General features: G+C 50.7%; 20 protein-coding genes and 2 pseudogenes. 17 read left to right on the top strand and 5 right to left on the bottom strand.

Translation table 11 applies throughout. The annotated features are described in order from the left end of the window. Positions 1–50 precede the first annotated feature (50 nt). The 14 genes and pseudogenes from BJJ97_RS13455 to BJJ97_RS13515 all read left to right on the top strand — a co-directional run bounded on the left by BJJ97_RS13455 (position 51) and on the right by BJJ97_RS13515 (position 11,229). On the top strand, positions 51–347 hold the full coding sequence (locus BJJ97_RS13455) for a 2Fe-2S iron-sulfur cluster-binding protein (RefSeq protein ID WP_095994272.1): 297 nt from the start codon (positions 51–53) through the stop codon (positions 345–347). Between the two features lie 156 nt (positions 348–503). Next, positions 504–824, top strand: coding sequence for a phage tail assembly protein (locus tag BJJ97_RS22310; RefSeq protein ID WP_095994273.1), 321 nt, complete (start codon positions 504–506; stop codon positions 822–824). Next, positions 769–912, top strand: coding sequence for a GpE family phage tail protein (locus BJJ97_RS22415; protein WP_094431851.1), 144 nt, complete (start codon positions 769–771; stop codon positions 910–912). The genes BJJ97_RS22310 and BJJ97_RS22415 overlap by 56 nt, the downstream gene beginning before the upstream one ends. A gap of 223 nt (positions 913–1,135) precedes the next feature. Continuing rightward, the gene (locus tag BJJ97_RS13470; RefSeq protein WP_224073856.1) at positions 1,136–3,610 is read left to right on the top strand and encodes a phage tail tape measure protein; all 2,475 of its coding nucleotides are present in this window, start codon (positions 1,136–1,138) and stop codon (positions 3,608–3,610) included. Continuing rightward, positions 3,610–4,539, top strand: a complete 930-nt coding sequence (locus BJJ97_RS13475) for a phage tail protein (RefSeq protein WP_095699140.1) — start codon at positions 3,610–3,612, stop codon at positions 4,537–4,539. The genes BJJ97_RS13470 and BJJ97_RS13475 overlap by 1 nt, the downstream gene beginning before the upstream one ends. After that, complete coding sequence (locus tag BJJ97_RS13480) at positions 4,529–4,741, top strand: tail protein X (protein WP_095994275.1); 213 nt, start codon at positions 4,529–4,531, stop codon at positions 4,739–4,741. Before BJJ97_RS13475 ends, BJJ97_RS13480 begins: the two co-directional genes overlap by 11 nt. After that, positions 4,729–5,889: a phage late control D family protein gene (locus BJJ97_RS13485; RefSeq protein WP_095994276.1), complete on the top strand. Its 1,161-nt coding sequence runs from the start codon at positions 4,729–4,731 to the stop codon at positions 5,887–5,889. The genes BJJ97_RS13480 and BJJ97_RS13485 overlap by 13 nt, the downstream gene beginning before the upstream one ends. Further along, positions 5,886–6,467: a phage baseplate assembly protein V gene (locus tag BJJ97_RS13490; protein WP_095994277.1), complete on the top strand. Its 582-nt coding sequence runs from the start codon at positions 5,886–5,888 to the stop codon at positions 6,465–6,467. Before BJJ97_RS13485 ends, BJJ97_RS13490 begins: the two co-directional genes overlap by 4 nt. A gap of 58 nt (positions 6,468–6,525) precedes the next feature. Then, positions 6,526–6,873, top strand: coding sequence for a GPW/gp25 family protein (locus BJJ97_RS13495; RefSeq protein ID WP_039273098.1), 348 nt, complete (start codon positions 6,526–6,528; stop codon positions 6,871–6,873). Continuing rightward, entirely contained in the window at positions 6,864–7,967 is a 1,104-nt protein-coding gene (locus BJJ97_RS13500; RefSeq protein ID WP_095994278.1) for a baseplate assembly protein, read from the top strand. The genes BJJ97_RS13495 and BJJ97_RS13500 overlap by 10 nt, the downstream gene beginning before the upstream one ends. Continuing rightward, a complete protein-coding gene (locus BJJ97_RS13505; RefSeq protein WP_095994279.1) occupies positions 7,960–8,541 on the top strand; it encodes a phage tail protein I in 582 nt (193 codons plus the stop codon). Before BJJ97_RS13500 ends, BJJ97_RS13505 begins: the two co-directional genes overlap by 8 nt. A 2-nt stretch (positions 8,542–8,543) precedes the next feature. Continuing rightward, positions 8,544–8,846 (top strand): annotated as a pseudogene (locus tag BJJ97_RS22480) (phage tail protein); the annotation flags it as partial. A 290-nt stretch (positions 8,847–9,136) separates the two neighbouring features. Then, positions 9,137–10,609: a phage tail protein gene (locus BJJ97_RS13510; RefSeq protein WP_405083388.1), complete on the top strand. Its 1,473-nt coding sequence runs from the start codon at positions 9,137–9,139 to the stop codon at positions 10,607–10,609. After that, the gene (locus BJJ97_RS13515) at positions 10,609–11,229 is read left to right on the top strand and encodes a tail fiber assembly protein (protein ID WP_095994280.1); all 621 of its coding nucleotides are present in this window, start codon (positions 10,609–10,611) and stop codon (positions 11,227–11,229) included. Before BJJ97_RS13510 ends, BJJ97_RS13515 begins: the two co-directional genes overlap by 1 nt. Before the next feature lie 54 nt (positions 11,230–11,283). Here BJJ97_RS13515 and BJJ97_RS22095 read toward each other — a convergent pair whose 3' ends face one another. The 3 genes from BJJ97_RS22095 to BJJ97_RS13525 all read right to left on the bottom strand — a co-directional run bounded on the left by BJJ97_RS22095 (position 11,284) and on the right by BJJ97_RS13525 (position 13,034). Then, on the bottom strand, positions 11,284–11,427 hold the full coding sequence (locus BJJ97_RS22095; RefSeq protein WP_157910780.1) for a hypothetical protein: 144 nt from the start codon (positions 11,425–11,427) through the stop codon (positions 11,284–11,286). Positions 11,428–11,530: 103 nt separating this feature from the next. Further along, positions 11,531–12,370: a pyocin knob domain-containing protein gene (locus BJJ97_RS22205; protein WP_193438338.1), complete on the bottom strand. Its 840-nt coding sequence runs from the start codon at positions 12,368–12,370 to the stop codon at positions 11,531–11,533. A 73-nt stretch (positions 12,371–12,443) separates the two neighbouring features. Then, a complete protein-coding gene (locus BJJ97_RS13525; protein ID WP_125460905.1) occupies positions 12,444–13,034 on the bottom strand; it encodes a hypothetical protein in 591 nt (196 codons plus the stop codon). A 60-nt stretch (positions 13,035–13,094) separates the two neighbouring features. On the opposite strand from BJJ97_RS13525, the pseudogene BJJ97_RS13530 reads away from it, so the two are divergent. The 3 genes and pseudogenes from BJJ97_RS13530 (at position 13,095) to BJJ97_RS13540 (ending at position 16,701) form a co-directional block, all read left to right on the top strand. Next, positions 13,095–13,668, top strand: a pseudogene (locus tag BJJ97_RS13530) (recombinase family protein). A gap of 109 nt (positions 13,669–13,777) precedes the next feature. Next, complete coding sequence (ybiB, locus tag BJJ97_RS13535) at positions 13,778–14,746, top strand: DNA-binding protein YbiB (RefSeq protein ID WP_095994283.1); 969 nt, start codon at positions 13,778–13,780, stop codon at positions 14,744–14,746. Between the two features lie 86 nt (positions 14,747–14,832). Beyond that, on the top strand, positions 14,833–16,701 hold the full coding sequence (locus BJJ97_RS13540) for a M3 family metallopeptidase (RefSeq protein ID WP_095994284.1): 1,869 nt from the start codon (positions 14,833–14,835) through the stop codon (positions 16,699–16,701). A gap of 50 nt (positions 16,702–16,751) precedes the next feature. Here the strand turns inward: BJJ97_RS13540 and glnQ are convergent, their stop codons facing one another. Both glnQ and glnP read right to left on the bottom strand, forming a co-directional pair. Further along, complete coding sequence (gene glnQ, locus BJJ97_RS13545) at positions 16,752–17,474, bottom strand: glutamine ABC transporter ATP-binding protein GlnQ (protein WP_095994285.1); 723 nt, start codon at positions 17,472–17,474, stop codon at positions 16,752–16,754. After that, a complete protein-coding gene (gene glnP / locus BJJ97_RS13550) occupies positions 17,471–18,130 on the bottom strand; it encodes a glutamine ABC transporter permease GlnP (RefSeq protein ID WP_005972676.1) in 660 nt (219 codons plus the stop codon). Before glnP ends, glnQ begins: the two co-directional genes overlap by 4 nt. Positions 18,131–18,149 lie beyond the last annotated feature (19 nt).

Here is an 18,149-nt window from a genome sequence, read left to right on the forward strand (position 1 = left end):
TTCCAAGCCCGCCAGTGGGGCGGGCGTTTCTATCAATCAATGAGGTTATTATGGCTATCTATTCTATTATCGATTTTGAAAAGCAGTTTCAATTTCCGTGCAGTGACGATGAATACATTTTAGATGCGGGAGAAAAGGCGGGTATAAATCTGCCGTATAGTAGCCGTTCTGGTGCAGATTCATCATCTGCGGCTCGTTTACTCTCTGGTAAGGTGGATCAGCGTGATGGTTCATTTTTGAATGCGAAGCAGAAAGCTGCTGGATTTTTTTTGACTGATACCTCTTATCCATTGAGTGACTGTGTCGTTCAATTTTTTGTTGAAGCAGAGTTGGCTGATTACGAATAGTCATAATTAACTTCATGACCATTTGATATTCATTATCAATCTTTAAGGGGCTTCGGCCCCTTTCTTATGCCTGCCATTTTCGTTTTCTAATTCACTTTAAAATCGTTATTCCTCGCTGCACGCGATACTGCTCCCGACATTTACTAAGGAGCCGTTATGCACACTGAAACCTATTCTCTGCAATTCCCTTACACCACCTCTGCCGGTCAACGCGTGGAGTCCATTTCGCTCAAGCGTCTGAAAGTCAAAGACATCAAAGCGGTGAAAAAAATCAGCGATGACCCAAGCAACTGGGACGACGCGCTGCTGTCGCGCATGACCGGTCTGGTGCCGGAAGACATCGATGAGATGGACGCGCAGGACTACATGGCGCTGCAAAAACGATTTCAGCAGCTACTTGGGTTGGATAACGCAGCCGGCGCTGCTGTGGAAAGCGCAGGCTCTGCTGGCGAGGTGGTTTCGCTTCCAGCCGAGTGAGATTGATGCGCTGGAACTGGACGACTTTGAACGCTGGCTGGATGAAGCCAGCGAACAGATAAAACGTGAGAACGGTGAGGAAGACTGATTACTGACAGGATTAATTAGCCCACTATCCACCCTAACTCGGCCAGCGATAAGGACGCTGGCCGTTTTCTCCCTCACCACCTGTCTTCTTCTCCCGCTTATCACCCGTCCTTTTCCTCGTTTTATCCCCTGTTTGTGATGGGGAAACCAAGCTGGAGCGGCGCAAGCCGCCGTCTCCGATCCGCCCCGCAAGGGGCTTTTCTGAATGAGAGTGAACCGTGGATATGTTTTTAAACGGTGTCATGCTGGGCAGGGCGTTCGGTACCACGCTAGATGACACAAAAAAATCGATACAGTCACTTAGTGATAGCCTCAAACAGGCGCAGGAGCGGCAGCATCAATTTAGTCAGTCGCTGGAGCACCTGGGCACTGTCAGTTCGCAAGCGATATCTCGCATCGCACAGGCGACGTCCCGACTGAATAAGTCGCTACATGAATTAGAAACTAATCAGGAACGGCTGACGCGTAACAAGTCGAGTGAGGAAACGTCAGGTAAGAGTCGAGGTGAACTCGCTGATGACTTTCAGACTAAGCGCGACCAGTTTGGTTTTGTCATGAAGCCAATTGTGGCGTCGGTCACACACTATGCGTCATTTGAGGCGCAGTTGCGTGGCATCAGCATTGCTCATGATATATCGAGTGAGCAGGAAAAATTGATGGGGCAGCGCCTGCGTCAATATTCTCAACAGGTGAACCAAACGCCGGATGTGTTGCTCAGCAGTGCCGGACAACTGCTTGATAACAAGATGTCGCAGCAGCAGGCAACGGATATTGCGGCAGTGCTGGGGAAAACGTCAACGGCCTCTGGCGCGGCGATGCCCAATCTTACTGCACTTTCGGTCACGCTTGACAAGGTGCTTAACCTGAAAGGTGCGGAGGTGCAGAAAGAGTCCCTCTCACGCATGCTGGCGGGCACTAAACAGGGGTTTCCCACGGCGTCGATGGCGCAATATGTTCCTGCGCTGGCTCTAAGGTTTACGGCGATGGGGGTGACGGGGAATCAGGCGTTGAGTCAATTGGTTTCCAGCCTGAGCGCCACGAAAGGGGGTGATACGGAAGCAAACACGGTCGCTCGGCTGAGTGGCTTTATGAATGCCGTGGGGCGAGCCGACATTGCTGACCGTTACGGCAACGCTGGCATGGATTATAACGCATTGCTGAAAGGCCATATGAAAGATGGCTATTCACAGTACGATGCAGCGGTTCTGATTGGCAATCAGTTGATCGACAGCAAAGGTAGCCAATTCCAGAAACACTGGGACATGGCTGCGGGTAACGTGTACGCACAGCAAAGTTTAATGCAGCGCTACGGGTTGCAGGAGGTGTTCCATACGCCAGAAGCCGTCAATCATTTGATGTCGATGAAGCAGAACTGGCAGAGCTATCAAGCAAACCAGCAGGTGATGAACAGCCCGGCGGCTACACAAACGCTGGATCTCGACTTCGCCCGACAGAATGACACATTGACTGCGCGCTGGAACCGAATGACAACGTCGTTGCTGAATATTGCGCTCAATGTGGGTGAAGCGTTGGTGCCAGTCTTGGTTTCTCTGAGTGATGCGCTTATTCCCATTTTGGATCAATTGGTGACCTGGACGGCAGAGAACCCTGAACTGGTTCGCGGGATCGTGATGGCCGTTGCCGGTTTCTTCGCGTTCAGAATGGCGTTGAGCGGGGCGAAGCTGGGAATGGACATACTGTTACCCTCCTTGCAGAGCGTTTGGAAAGGCATTCAGCAGGGCTGGCAGTGGCTTAAAGGGCTAAATCTGAAGGGGTTATGGCCGAGCATTCGGTCGGCGCTAAGCGGGCTGGGTAGTCGTGCATGGGCATTATTAGGACGCATATTTAGCAGTGTGCTGCGTAGCGGCTTTATGATGGCAGCCCGGGGTCTGGTGGGTATGCTGCTGGCGACGCCAGTGGGGTGGGCGATCGCGGCGGCTGCCGCACTAGTTGGAATAGTTGCTTTGGTTTACAAATATCGGGACCAAATCAGTTCATTCTTTAGTCGCCACTGGTCTGATATAAGTCAGAAACACAACGCGTTTTGGGCTGATATCAAGAATGGCGCGTCTGGAGGTGTGGCGGGTGTTCTTGGTGTTCTGGTTGACCGGTCGCCATTGGGTACATGGTATTCAACCTGGCTTAAAGGTGCTAATGAGTTAAAAGTCAAGTTACCTGAAAGTCTAAGCGGATTAGCCAGTTTGCTTATCGATAAATTTGTGAGCGAGTTGGCAAACGAATTTCCGAAGTTGCAAATTGTTTCTAACAAAATCGGGGAATTGATTCCCGATAGCGTTAAAGACTTTCTGGGTATCGGCTCGAAAAAAGTGTCTGTAGAAACCAGCGGTCAACCTGTGGCGGCCGGCGCTGTAACTACACCAGTTCTAAAACCCACGTCGGTATCTGCACTGTCGCTACAGCCAACACTGCCTGTTGAATCACCTAATGCTGAGAACACTGCGTCAACCCCGCAACAGCGTGTTGCACTGACACCAACTGCTGGTGGAGCAAAAGGTAAGTTAGTCTCCGCAGCCCCTTCCGAGCGTGTTCAGGTTGCTTTCTCACCCACCATTTATCTCAACGGCCAGAAGGCAGCGCCAACGCCTGAAATGACGAAGACGCTGACGCTTAGCATGAATGAACTGGAAAATATGTTGAACAAGCTGCTCACCCAGCGTGAGCGTAGGGGGTACGCCTGATGTTTGCAGTATTAGGAAATATTGAATTTAAAGTGACCGCCTACTGGGACGGCTTTAATACGTCATTCGGTGCAGATTATGCCGAGCATGGCCGCATTGAAGGTAAACCCGGTCTGCAGTTCATCGGCGCGAAGCTGGACGAGATTAATATTAGCCTCGTGTTTCACAAGCAGTACTGTACGCCGGATGTGGAGCTGAAACGGTTGGTTGAGGCGATGCGGGCGCATCAGGCAATGGCGTTAGTCTTCGGCAATGGGGATTATCGCGGCTGGTTTGTGATTACGGCACTGACCTCGACCAGCGAACATACCGACGCGAAGGGCAACGTATTGGCCATGAATGCCGCGCTAACGCTGCGAGAATACATTGGCGATCCGAAGAATCCGCTCAAACCGCCCGCGATAGAGACGCCTGTTCCTAATGTTAGTGCCATCACCATAGCGGTCCAGAAAGTGAGCAATTTTTCAGCTTCACTACGCACGGCTGTCACGTATGCCAAGAAGGCACAATCTGCCGTTAAGGCGGTGAGAACCACCGTTCAGATTGTAAAACGGATGAAGGACAATCCCGAAACCGCGCTGTTGCAAATTCCCGGACTGCTAACGCAAGTCGGGAATGTATTGACGCCGTTAAGTCAGGTGGTGCCGGCGTTTAAAACAGCGGCAGAGGCCATATCTGATACGGCGGTTCAGGCAGAGAAGATGATGCCTGAAATTACAGCGGTTAATAACGCGGCGAATGAAATGCTAAAGCAGGTCAAGCAAGTTGCCACCTTGTTGCAGGGCGTCGACAGCAAAAATGTTATCGAGAAGCTGGAAGCCATCAGTAAACATGTTGAGGCCGCGAGCGACACATTTAAAGGCGCTGAACCTGCGCTGAGCAAACTGACGGCAGAAATTGTGAAGAGGGTTGAAGCATATGCACCTTGAACATATCACTACACAGGGCGAGCGCTGGGATACCTTGTCCTACCTGTATTACGGCGATCCGCTTGGCTATCCGCGGATTATTGCGGCTAACCCGCATGTACCCATCGTGCCGCTGTTGCCATCGGGTGTGGTGGTGCTGATTCCGATTATTGAACAGGCAGAGGCCGCTAAAGCGGAGGACACCCCACCATGGCTGCGTTAACGGAAGAACTAACCTTACTCTCTCCTGCGGTGTCGGAAGTACTGCAACCGACGTTCACCCTGTGGTATCTGCAAAAGGATATCACCAATGATATCGCACCGTATGTTACCAGCGTGACGTATACCGACAGCATCAAGAACGAGTCGGATTCGATCGAGGTTAGGCTCGATGATACCGATGGCCGCTGGATGGATAAGTGGTATCCCGGTACGGGCGATACGCTATCGCTCAAGCTGGGCTATCTCGGTGAAATGCTGTTTGACTGCGGCACTTTCTCGATTGATGAAATTGAGATTAGCGCACCGCCGAGTGAAGTAGTGATTCGTGGCGTCGCGACATCGGTCAATCGTGCGTTGCGAACCAAATCAAACTGCGGTTTTGAAGATACGACGTTAGCTGCCATTGCGACGCGCATCGCGAAAAAGCATCAGTTGATGCTCGTAGGGATGATTCAGATCATCAAGATCGATCGCGTTACGCAATATGCGGAAACCGATGTCGCTTTTCTAAAGCGGCTCGCCAGTGAATATGGTTATGCCGTGAAAGTGGTTAGCGACCAGCTGATTTTTTCCCATCTGGCAACGCTGCGTAATCAGGCGTCTGTTCGACAAATTAAGCCAACGGACGTCGCGCGTTTTTCACTGAGCGACACGATCAGCCACGTCTATAAAAACGCCAAGACGAAATATCAGAAAGGGAGTGAAAAGAAACTGATGGTTTGTGAAGCCGACGGTGGCGTGAACAATGAAATGAAGTCTGCCGGTGCTGGGACCAGTGCGGATACATTGAAAGTTAATGTGCGCGCAGCGGATGCTTCTGAAGCGAGGATGAAAACGGATGCTGCATTGGATGCGCACAACGAAAAGCAACAAAAGGGGTCGATGACATTGATGGGCAGCCCGCAGTTGGCGGCGGGGAATAAAGTTGAGCTGGTGTCGTTCGGCCAACTTTCTGGCCATTGGTTGATCGAATCGGCTCGCCATGTTCTGGAACGTGGCAGTGGTTACACCACGGAGATTGGGTTGATTCGTGGGCCGATTACGGCGGGCAAGCGAAAGTCGGAGAGCGGAAAAACGGTGGTGACTTACCACCCGAATGGCAGCTCAACAACGCAGAAGGCCAAGAGTAAAAAGGGGGCGGTATCATGAGTTTATCTCGTCGAATTGGCACGATAAGCGCGGTGGATGAGGCTCGCGTGATGGTACGTGTTCGTCTACCCGAGTGTGACAATTTGCGTACGGCCTGGCTGCCGGTATTACAGCGCAATACGCAGAATAATAAGGATTATTGGTTGCCGGATATTGGCGAACAGGTCGAAGTTCTGCTGGACGGCAACGGCGAGGATGGCCTGGTGTTGGGGGCAATTTACTCCGCCGCTGATGTGCCAACGCTGGCAGATAAGGACAAAAGGGCGGTAACGTTCGCTGACGGCGCGCATATTGAATACGATCGCCGGACGCATACGTTAACGATCAACGGCGGCGTGCAGCATATTGCGATTAGCTGCGGGGCTGACGTGATGGTTAACGCCCAGCGAGTCACTATTAATGCGCCAGAAACGACGGTGACTGGCAAGCTACTGGTGCAAGGGCAACTCACTTACGAGAGCGGGATGTCCGGTTCCGGTGGTGCCAGCCTCAGCGGTGATGTCAGTATCTCCGGCAACGTCAGCGCCAGCGGCAGCGTCATGGATGCTGGCGGCAACTCCAACCACCACTCGCACTAACGTTTTTCTAAACCGCTTTACAATTCTTTCCTCTCACCGGGGGCGACAATAGCCCCCTATGAAAACTCAATCTGTTTTTTGGCAACCGGCGCTGCAACGTTCTGGCGACATCGTCGAAGGAACGGCAGATATCATGCAGGCGATTCACATCATCCTGCGGACACCCTGCGGCAGCGACCCACATCGGCCTGACTTTGGTAGCAATCTACATCTGTATCTCGATTATCCGATCGAACGTGCGATCCCGCATGTCGTTAGGGAATCGGTAGAAGCGATCAAACGATGGGAACCTCGCTGCCAGTTACTGGCGGTTAAACCTTCTGTGAATGGGGCTCACCTGACGCTGCACGTTAGCTGGAAAACCGCTAATGGCGCGACACAGACCACGGAGTTGTTATGGCGCTGACAGAACCCAATTTTATTGAACGCGATGCGGCGAAGATTACCGCCGAAATGATCGCGAAATATGAAGCTGATTCGGGGAAAACACTCTATCCGGCGCAGGCCGAACGCCTGCTGATTAACCTCTTTGCTTACCGGGAAACTTTATTGCGTAGTGCGGTCCAGGAAACCGCCAAGCAAAACCTGGTTGCGTTTGCTCGTGCACCGATGCTGGATTATCTGGCGGAACTGGTTGGCGTCTACCGTTTGGCGGCGCAGCCGGCGCGTGCGGAACTTCGCTTTACCCCTGAAACGCCGTTAGTCAGCGATCTGCTGATTCCTGCGGGCACTCGCGTTAGTGCGTCGGACAGCGTGATTTTCACCACCGACAGCGACGCGCTGCTGAGAGCGAACGGCAGCGGTGTCACCGTGCTGGCGACCTGTACCGAAAGTGGCAATGTGGGCAATGACTGGCTGCCTGCCCAAATCAGTACGCTGCTGGATGAGATTGGCGACAGTGATTTAAGCGTCGTCAATATCACCAAGAGCAGCGGCGGTTCCGCCGAGGAAGATGACGATCGCCTGCGTGAACGTGTTCAACTGGCTCCGGAATCGTTCAGTACGGCGGGATCGAAACTGGCATATCGCTTTCATGCGATGCGGGCACACCAAAACATTGTCGATGTGGCGGTGATGTCGCCCGAACCGGGCGAAGTGGTGTTGTATCCGTTGCTCAGTACTGGCCTGCCGGACAGTAGCATGCTTTCGCTGGTGGAAAGTTTTTGCTCTGACGAACAGGTGCGTCCACTGACGGATTTTGTTTCCGCCAAATCCCCCACGCAGGTGGATTACGCCATCAGCGCCAAATTGACGCTGTTTAACGGCGAACAGGCTGGCGTCGTTCAGGCCGCTGCGGAGAAAGCGGTGCAGGCCTGGGTTGAAACCCGTACCGCCACGCTAGGGCGTGACATTGTACCAAGCCAGATTATCGCCACGTTATCCATTCCCGGCGTGTATCAGGTGGAGCTCGTTTCGCCGTCATTGATGGTGCTTGATGACAGTGAATGGGCGAACTGTACGGGCATCAATGTCAGCGTCGTCGGGGTGTCGAATGGCTGATTCACTGCAACTGCTGCCACCGCCGTTGGCGGCTGACGCCCGCTTTCGTTCGCTGGCGGAATTGGCCGACCGCTTTGATGACATCGACCTAAATGCCTTGCTGGTTTATCTGATTGATATTGCAGACAGCAGTGCGTTGCCCTGGCTGGCAGAACAGTTCTCGTTGTTTGGCGACGGCTGGGAACTGGCTGAGTCGGATGATTCTAAACGTGCGCTGATCAAGGCCGCTATCGATCTGCATCGAAACAAAGGTACACCCTGGAGCATTAAAGAGATCATCCGCCGCTTCGGCTTCGGTGACAGTACGCTGATCGAGAACATTGGCCGCTTGAGCTACGACGGCGAAGCCACCTACAACAACCTTTACGTGCACGGCGATAAAGCAGCGTGGGCGGTTTATCGCGTACTGCTAAAACAACCGATTACCAACGATCAGGTCAGAATGCTGCGCAATGCCATTGGGATGTTTGCCCCGGCACGGTGTCATCTGGCCAGCATCGAATATTGGGAAGTGCCTATCCGCTACAACCGGACGGCAACATACGACAGTAACTACAATCATGGGAGCGCTTAAACATGGCGAATTTGTCAGAGAACCCACAATGGGTTGACGGCATTTACCAAATCGAAACGTCAGATCCGGTCGTAGGTGGACCGGACGGTGTTTCAAACCGACAGGCTAAAGAATTGGCCAGTCGTACCCGCTATTTGAAAAAAGAGCAGGAAAAAACGGGCAGCGATCTGGCAACACACGCCGCCGCCGCCGATCCGCATACGCAATATGCGCCGAAGGCGAATCCCACCTTCACTGGCACCCCGAAAGCGCCAACACCTACAACTGACAGCAATAGTCAGCAGGTGGCGACGACGGCATTTGTGCGCTCGGTCGGTGCGACGAAACTGGCGAAAGACCAAAACGGTGCAGATATTCAGGATAGAGAACTGTTTAACCGCAATCTTGGTTCATCGCGTGCATACAGTTCCTCGATCCCCATCGGGGAAGTGCCGGTTTATGGACAACCGCTGAGTTTATTGGCTGGTTAGAAAGTCAGGGCGCTTTTGTTCATGCCTATTGGGTGTGTCGTGGTTCGTGGTCGTACACCCACAATAAAATTATCTCTGATACAGAGTGTGGTCAGATACCACTGGCTGGCTCTGTTGTTGAGGTTATGGGGCAACACGATGCCACGACAATCAGGGTCACTACGCCTTCAACAACACCTGCTGGGTTTAGCGACTCAGCGAATGCACAATTTACTTATGTCTATAACGGTGTTGATTATTCTCCTGGCTGGAGACGTGATTACAATACGAAGAATAAACCTACTGCGGCCGATATTGGTGCATTACCTGAGAAAGCAATCGCTCAGGCGGCGACAAAACTTGCAACACCCCGGACAATCAACGGCGTGCCGTTTGATGGCACGGCCAATATTGCGCTGACTCCCGCAAACCTCGGTTTAACTGAGACGGTTAATCTTGCTGCTGGGGCGTTGGAAAAAGCCAAGAATGGCGCGGATATTTCTGATAAAACTGCGTTTTATAACAATGTGACATTACGTGGCACGTTAGGTGATGGTATGACCTTCGCCAACTGCGATAAAGCGGGTGAGTATGTTGTTGCGATAAACGATCCCAATACCGTTTCTGACATGCCTGTTTATAAAGGGCAGAAATTATACGGATATGGTGTGCTTCATGTTTTTCAGCACGGTAATTTCGTAGCACAAGAATATATCAATCATAGTGGAGACTATGCCTGGCGACAGAAATGGGATGATGGTCTTAATGCGCCTTGGGTGATTGCACTCAGTTCGTCACGCGTACCGACAGCTGCTGATGTGGGTGCTATAACAAAAACGGATGCCGATAGTCATTATGTTCATCAGGGGTCATCAGGTGTTATCTATCAGGACAGCGACCTCGCATGGAATAGCCCGACCGGTGCGTATTTAAAAGATAACGGTACACACTCATCCCTAATTTGGCATATGGGTTTAAATTCTGGTTCTGCATCATCAGCACAGTTCTATTTTGACTTTGCTAATGGCGGAATAAAATATCGAAGCTCTCGCGATAATAGCGGTTTTGAAAAACCGTGGGCGCGTATTTATACCGACCAGGATAAACCTACGGCTGCGGAGATTGGGGCATTATCTCTCAATGAAATTGTCGGTATTCCTATGCCATGGCCACAGGGAACAGCACCTTCAGGTTGGTTAAAGTGTAACGGACAGGCATTTGATAAAAATGTCTATCCACTTTTAGCACAAGCTTATCCATCAGGAATACTACCCGATCTTCGTGGTGAGTTTATTCGTGGCTGGGATGATGGGCGCGGTGTGGATACTGAGCGCGGACTATTTTCAGAGCAAAGTGATGCAATCAGAAATATAACTGGAAGCCTACTTTATGGGCATGATGCTGATGTTACTGCACCAACTAAGAACTCTTCTTCAGGGGCCATGTATTACGATACAAGTGCGAAGCTATACGACAGGGATAGTTACCTAACCCTTAGCAATAGCACAACGGCAAATTCATGGTATCCAGCGACATTAGATGTTTCCCGTGTTGTACCAACGGCAAACGAAAATCGCCCCCGAAATATCGCATTTAACTACATCGTGAGAGCAGCATAATGAAAAGTTATTCTATTGAAGTTAACTCAGCAAAAATGAATGAATCAGGTTTTAGCCTTCAGGCAGGTTGGATTACTGTTTATCAGGCTCATCCAACAAGCCGAGAGTATATTAGCGCTAATTATGAATATTTGCCTATTGGTGTAGGTGTACCTGCTGGTAGTTACATTGACGTTCCAGAACTTCCTCAGGCAGGTTTGGCTCTAAGGCGTAGCGCAGATGGAAAGCAGTGGGAGCATGTATCTGACTATCGCGGTCAGACGGTTTATAATACGGAAACCCGTCAACCCAATAAGGTTACGGATATGGGCGAATTGCAAGCCAATCAGACTTTATTGGTACCGACCTCTGAATTTGATAAATGGGAGGATGAACAATGGGTAACCGATCTGGAAGCTCAACGTCAAGTATTAGTCGCAAATAAAAAAGTGGAACTTAATACCAGGTTATCTCAAGCAAGTGAGCGCATTCAGGTACTCAGCGATGCCGTTGAGCTAAACCTGGCAACAGAAGAAGAAAAAAATGAGCTGAAAGCGTGGAAAACTTACCGCTTACAGCTCAGTCGAGTTGATATTAATTCGCCAGAAAATATTTTCCCTGATATACCATCAGTAAAATAAATTAAGCATGAACACGGCCATTTTATGGCCGTTTTTTATTTGTCATTTGGCTTTTTAATTTTGATTTTTATCAACAATATCTAACATTTCTTTCTCTGGAACTGTTATTACATCGTTAGGGTAATTTTTTGGATCTCCGCCTATGTAAAATAACTTCTCATTTCTAGAGTAAAAAAAAGTATTTTCTTCGTTAATCATTAAACAACCTCCCATAATTCCCATGTAGAAACAGAACCTGACTGTAAGTTTTGTCCATAAGTAAAAACATCAATGAATATTGTTGAGTTTCCATAAAACCGAGTCATTGACCGGAGTTCTGCGCTTGCCCCCAACTGCAGTTGTTAGGGTTACTCGTTACCACTTGGTTTCCTTTTGACGAAAGTACTACAGCATATTTTTTTAAATCATGTATCCATGATGTCGTTGCTACACCTGTATCAATTGTTCCAACAAAGGACTTTGTTTGTGAATTGACAAGAGGATAGTTAACTGAACCACTTGCCACTTTGTTCCATCCAGATGCAATGTTAATATCTGCTGTACCATCGAAAAGCACATCATTTATTTTCCTCGCTGTTGCGAGTTTAGTTGCAGCGATTGCAATACCGCCAGCAGGCAATGCCCCAACGTCTTCAGCGGTAGGTTTATTTTGAGTATTATATTCCTCAACCCATACTGACCATGAAGGGGATGACGCATAATAGAAACGACGAAATAACTTATTGCTATTATACGGCCGATATTCCTGAGTAACGCCATTATTCCCATTCGCTGAATTTAAATGGATAAATAAAGATCCTGCAAAAGCTATCGGGTAGTTATGCTCTGGTGTTGCATAAGCATCATATACATTACAGTAAGATCCAGGTGTAAATACATTGTTTAAATCCTGAGATAATCCGCCGTGGAATGCAATTGCACCAATTTCATCTGCCGTCGGTTTATCCTGGTCGCTATAAATACGTGCCCACGGTTTTTCAAAACCATAATTATCACGGGAACTTCGGTACTTCAATCCACCATTCGCATAATCAAAGTAAAATTGTGCAGATGATGCCGACCTGTATTTAATCCCATATGCCAAACAAGAGACGTATATCCTTCGTTCTCTTTTAAATAGGCACCAGTAGGACTGTTCCATGCAAGATCATCATTTTTATAAACGACACCTGATGAACCCTGATGTATATAATGGCTATCTGCCTCTGACTTCACTATAGCCCCAACATCAGCTGCAGTGGGTTTAAACCTGTATGGTAAAATTCGACTGGTGTACCGTACTCAGCTATTCCATTCCCCCGCACATACATATTTCTCCCAAATAACCTGTATGCGCCATTGACATTGTCTGTAGCGGCTTGCATTAGGCTGAGTGAACCACCATCCTTTAAATAAGACTGCAAAACAACGCCGTATGGACTCGACCAGTTGCCATAATCTCCGTTATAAAAACCGATTCCAGCTTTAAATGGATTGGCCTGTGCTGAAACTTCACCATTTATGATTCGACATGAGTCATTAAACACTTCTATAGGTTGATGCCATTCACCGTCTTTAAAAATTTTATAGAACTGTCTGTATTGCCCATTTTCTGGATTATAAAACCCGATGATTGTTAGAACACCGTACAAAATACCGATGTTGTTTATAAATTTTTGCCAATTTAAAAATGCATCTGAAATCGGAATTTTTATAACAGCAGGATCTCCGCCGACAATGTAATTACCGTCAGGTGTATGAGCGTTAAAGTATTCTTCTGTATTAACGATTCCAAGTGGTGTACTGCTAAGGCCAAACTCACCCAAACCGAGGTTTGCGAGAACCTCACAATAAAAATACAATCAACCATTTCATGGGGTTATGGAATGCTGATTGGCTATGCGCGCGTGTCTACTACCGATCAAAATACGGAATTACAGAAAAAAGCGCTGATTCGAGCAGAATGTGAGCTGATTTTTGAGGATACCGCTAGCGGGAAGAATGCTCAACGACCTGGGTTAAAAAAGGCAATTAGGCGATTACGGCGTGGTGATACGCTGATGGTATGGAAGCTAGACAGGCTAGGGCGTAGCGTGCGTGATTTGATTGATCTGGTATCCGCATTGCAGGCGAAAGGCATTCATTTTCGCAGCCTGACAGATAGTATTGATACTTCTACCCCGCGGGTCGTTTTTTCTTTCATGTGATGAGCGCACTGGCAGAGATGGAACGGGAACTGATTGTCGAACGGACGCGGGCTGGCCTCGATGCTGCTCGGTGCAGGGTCGCATCGGCGGGCGAAAACGGCTTATGACGCAAAATGTGCTTTGCCGTGTCGAAGCGATGTTAGCGACAGGAGCGACGCGCCTGCAGGTGGCGAATGTCGTCGGCGTGTCAGAAAAAACCATCTATAAATACTTTCCTGCGCGGAGTAAGGATGGCGTTCCTGACGCTGGCTAAAAAGCAGCGCAATAGCAATTTCCTCTGCGCCACAGTGACCAGAAACCCGGTAAACATGTTATTTTCATTGATAAGTTCTTTACTGTGTCGCCGAAAATAAGAGGCCAGCATGGATTACACCAAAATTATCAAAGAAGTGGGGCGCGGGAAAAATCATGCGCGTGATGTCGATCAGGCAACGGCTTATGAACTGTATAGCGCGATGCTGCGCGGTGACGTGCCGGAGCTGGAGCTCGGTGGGCTGCTGATTGCGTTTCGCATCAAAGGCGAATCCGAAGCCGAGATGCTGGGTTTTTATCAGGCGATGAACGAGCATGTGTTGCGCCTGACCTCGCCTGCGGGCTTTCCTATGCCCATCGTGGTACCCAGCTATAACGGGGCGCGTAAGCAGGCAAACCTGACGCCGCTGTTGGCGCTGCTGTTGGCAAAACTGGGTTTCCCTGTCGTGGTTCACGGCGTCAGCGACGATCCGACCCGTGTCACCAGCGCCGAAATTTTGCGTAATCTCGGCGTGACGATTGCGGAGAATGCCGAGCAGGCTCAGCAGGAGCTTGATAACGGCAGTCCGGTATTTATCCCTGTGTCGACGTTATGTCCGGCCATCGATCGCCAGCTACAGCTGCGCTGGCGGATGGGGGTGCGTAACAGTAGCCACACGCTGGCTAAGGTGGCGACGCCGTTTGGTGAAAGCGACGCGCTGCGCGTCGCCAGCGTTTCCCATCCTGAATATGTTTCCCGCGTGGGGACGTTTTTTAATGACATCAACGGGCGCGCACTGCTGATGCACGGCACGGAAGGGGAGGTGTACGCTAACCCACAGCGCTGCCCGGAAATTCATTTTATCCATCAGCAAAATACCAAAATTCTACAGCTTCGGCAGGATATCAGCGTCGCACCCGATGCGTTGCCGATTGCGAAGGATGCCGCAACGACGGCGCGCTGGACGGTACAGTGTCTGACGGGTGAAATTGCTATACCGCAGGCGATTCGTCTGCAACTGGCGTGCTGTCTGGTTGCCACCGGCGAAGCGGCGACAATGGAACAGGCTGTCGCCACGATTAAGAAACGCCTCGGCTGATTGGTTTGCCGGAGCGGGTTCGGACGCGGTTTATCGCGCCACTTCACGCAGCCAGACGGCTGCCATTTGAAGAGAGAAGGAATAGCATGCAACAGGTAGCGGACTATTTTAACGCCTTGAATCGCGACTATCTTGCGGTTCATCAGGCGAAAGAAGAACTGTTTTGGCAACTGTATATGGGAACGGGCAACGATGACGTGTCCGAGAGTTTCTCCGCCGCAGAAAGTGCGTATAAGCGTTTTATTTCGCAGCCCCAGCGTCTGGCTGAGCTAAGAACCCATCTTGCGACACTGGAAAACAGCCCACGTAATGAGCAACAGCAGGCGCTGTCGCACGGTTTGCAAGGCTGGTATCGGTTTTTCGATTGCAATGTGATTGAAGATCCGCAGGCTCAGGCGTTGATGGATGAGATTATCACCGCCGAAAGTGCGTTATATGCCAAGCGTAAATCCTATGAAATGACGCATCTGGATGCCAAGGGGGAACGGGTTTCCGCCTCGCTTGGAGAACTGCTGACCAACCAGACGACCAATGATACCGAAGCCTATCGTCAAAGTTCCCAGCAGGCGCTGCGCGACCTCGAACAGTGGCTGTTGCAGAATGGCTTCCCAGAGCTGATTTCACTGCGTAACCGCTTCGCCCGTCAGATGGGCTATCGCAACTATTTTGACTATAAGGTCAACAAGACGGAGCGGATGACGCCGGAGCAGCTCTTTGCCATCCTCGATCCTTTTGAAGAACAGACGCGTGAAGCGAATACTCGCAGCCTGAAAAATCTGGCGGATGAAAAGGGTGAGGATGCTCTGCAGCCGTGGAATATTCGCTATGCCAGCGCGGGCGATGTGACGCGTCAGCTCGATCCTTATTTCCCTTTCTCAGCGTCGCTGGAGCGTTGGATCAACAGCTTTAAGCGTCTGCGCATTGGGTTTAACGGTGCAGAAATGCAGCTCGATTTGCTGGTGCGAAAAGGTAAATACGAGAACGGCTTTATGCATGGCCCTGTGCCGCCATTTGTGCAGGAAGGAAAATGGGTTCCGGCGCGGATTAATTTCACCAGTCTGGCAAAGCCAGATCAAATTGGCAGCGGTGCCAGCGGCATTAATACGCTGTTTCATGAAGGTGGGCACGCCGCGCATTTTGCCAATATTCGACAGAACGCGCCCTGTTTTTCACAGGAGTTCCCGCCAACCTCAATGGCTTATGCGGAAACGCAGTCCATGTTCTGCGACAGCCTGCTGGGTGATGCCGACTGGCTAAAACGCTATGCAAAGAATGCGCAGGGAGAGACTATTCCTGATGAATTAATCCGTGCGGATATCAGCACGCAGCAGCCAATGCGCGCCTTTAGTGAGCGACACATCCTGCTGGTGCCGTATTTTGAGTGGCAACTCTATTCGTGGGACGATGAAGCGCGTACGCCAGAAGCGATGACGCAACTGGCGCGCGACACTGAGCAGCGCATTTTGGGTATTAGCGGTAGCCCACGCCCGACGCTGGCGATCCCTCATCTGCTGTCTATGGAGTCTGCGTGTTCTTATCAGGGATACCTGCTGGCATTGATGGCGGTGGAGCAGACGCGCAACTATTTCCTGCAACGTGACGGTTACCTGACGGATAACCCGGCTATCGGCCCTGACTTGGCACAACACTACTGGCATCCGGGTAATGGCGTAAGTCATGACGATACGCTGCGTAGCCTGACCGGTGAGGGCTTCAATCCCGCTTATCTGGCGCAGGCCTGTAATCTGACGGTTGATGAAGCCTGGCAACAGGCAGAAGGGATGATGACTCAGGCGGCGGGTCGTCCTCAGCCTGCTGCGGATTTCGATCTGTCTGCGCGTATTCGCGTGGTCGATGGTAGCCGCGTGCTGGCGGATAATGAACAGAGCGACGAGAAGATGTGCCAGGATTTTTCGGCGTTTATTGAACGAGAATATCCGCGTTCGCAGGCATAACGTTCGCTGACATTGCAGTAAGAGAAAGGGGGCGAAAGCCCCCTTGTTGATCAAGATACGTGTTGCAGGAATTCACGCAGACGGTCGCTGGGTGGATTCGTAATCAGCGTTTCCGGGTCGCCATCTTCTGCGATGCGGCCTTTATCAATAAAGATCAGACGTGAAGCCACTTTATGGGCAAAGCCCACTTCGTGAGTGACGATCACCATCGTCATGCCTTCTTCGGCCAGATCTTTCATGACGGTGAGCACTTCATGACGCAGTTCCGGGTCGAGTGCAGAGGTCGGCTCATCAAACAGCATCAGCTTCGGTTTAACCGCTAACGCGCGGGCGATGGCCACACGCTGTTGTTGGCCACCGGAAAGCTCGGAAGGGTAGTGGTGGGCGCGTTCTGACAGACCCACTTTCGCCAGCAACTCCAACGCTAACTTATCGGCATCGGCTTTACTCGCGCCGCGAACCCGAATAGGGCCGAACGCGACGTTTTCCAGCGCGGTAAGATGCGGGAACAGATAAAACTGCTGGAATACCATCCCGGCTTCCTGACGGATTAAACGCTCGTCAACGCGCGGATCGTTTACCTTGAGGCCATCTACAACCAATTCACCGCTGGTAATTTCTTCCAGCTTGTTGATGCAGCGCAGCAGCGTGGATTTACCGGAACCCGAAGGCCCGATGATGACCACCACTTCACCCTGACCGATGGTGAGATCGATATTGTGTAAGACCTGTGTCTTGCCAAAGTGTTTGGATACGTTTTTAAATTCAATCATATAATCTTAAGTCTTCTTTCCAGACGACGCAGAATAAAGCTGAGGACCAGCGTGATGCACAGGTAAATAATGGCAACCGCAGTCCAGATTTCCAGCGCACGGAAGTTGCCCGCGATGATTTCCTGACCTGAACGCGTGAGTTCAGCCACGCCGATGACAATAAACAGTGACGTATCTTTGATGCTGATAATCCACTGGTTACCCAGCGGCGGCAGCATGCGGCGCAGGGCGAGTGGGGCAATCACATGGCGTAACGTCGCGCTGCGAGACAGCCCAAGCGCCAGACCCGCTTCACGGAAGCCGTTATGAATCGACAATACCGAACCACGGGTGATTTCCGCGATGTAAGCACCAGAGTTAATCATGATGGTGACGACGGCGGCGGCAAAAGGGTCGATTCGTACGGAGGTGAAAATCATCGGCAAGGCGAAGTAAATAAACATCACCTGCACAACGATCGGGGTGCCGCGAATAATTTCAATAAAAACGAGCGAAATGCGGCTGGAAAACCAGCCGCCGTAGGCGCGGGCAAAACCCGCGACCACGCCAATCACCAGGCCGCCAAGCAGACCCAGAACAGAAATCAACAACGTCATTTTTGCCCCTTCCATCAGGAGGGGCAGAGAAGGCCAAATGGCGCTCCAGTCAAACTGCATGGAATATCTCCAGATTAAA

It is taken from the genome of Pectobacterium polaris (genome assembly GCF_002307355.1).
In the GTDB taxonomy this organism is placed as follows: Bacteria; Pseudomonadota; Gammaproteobacteria; order Enterobacterales; family Enterobacteriaceae; genus Pectobacterium; species Pectobacterium polare.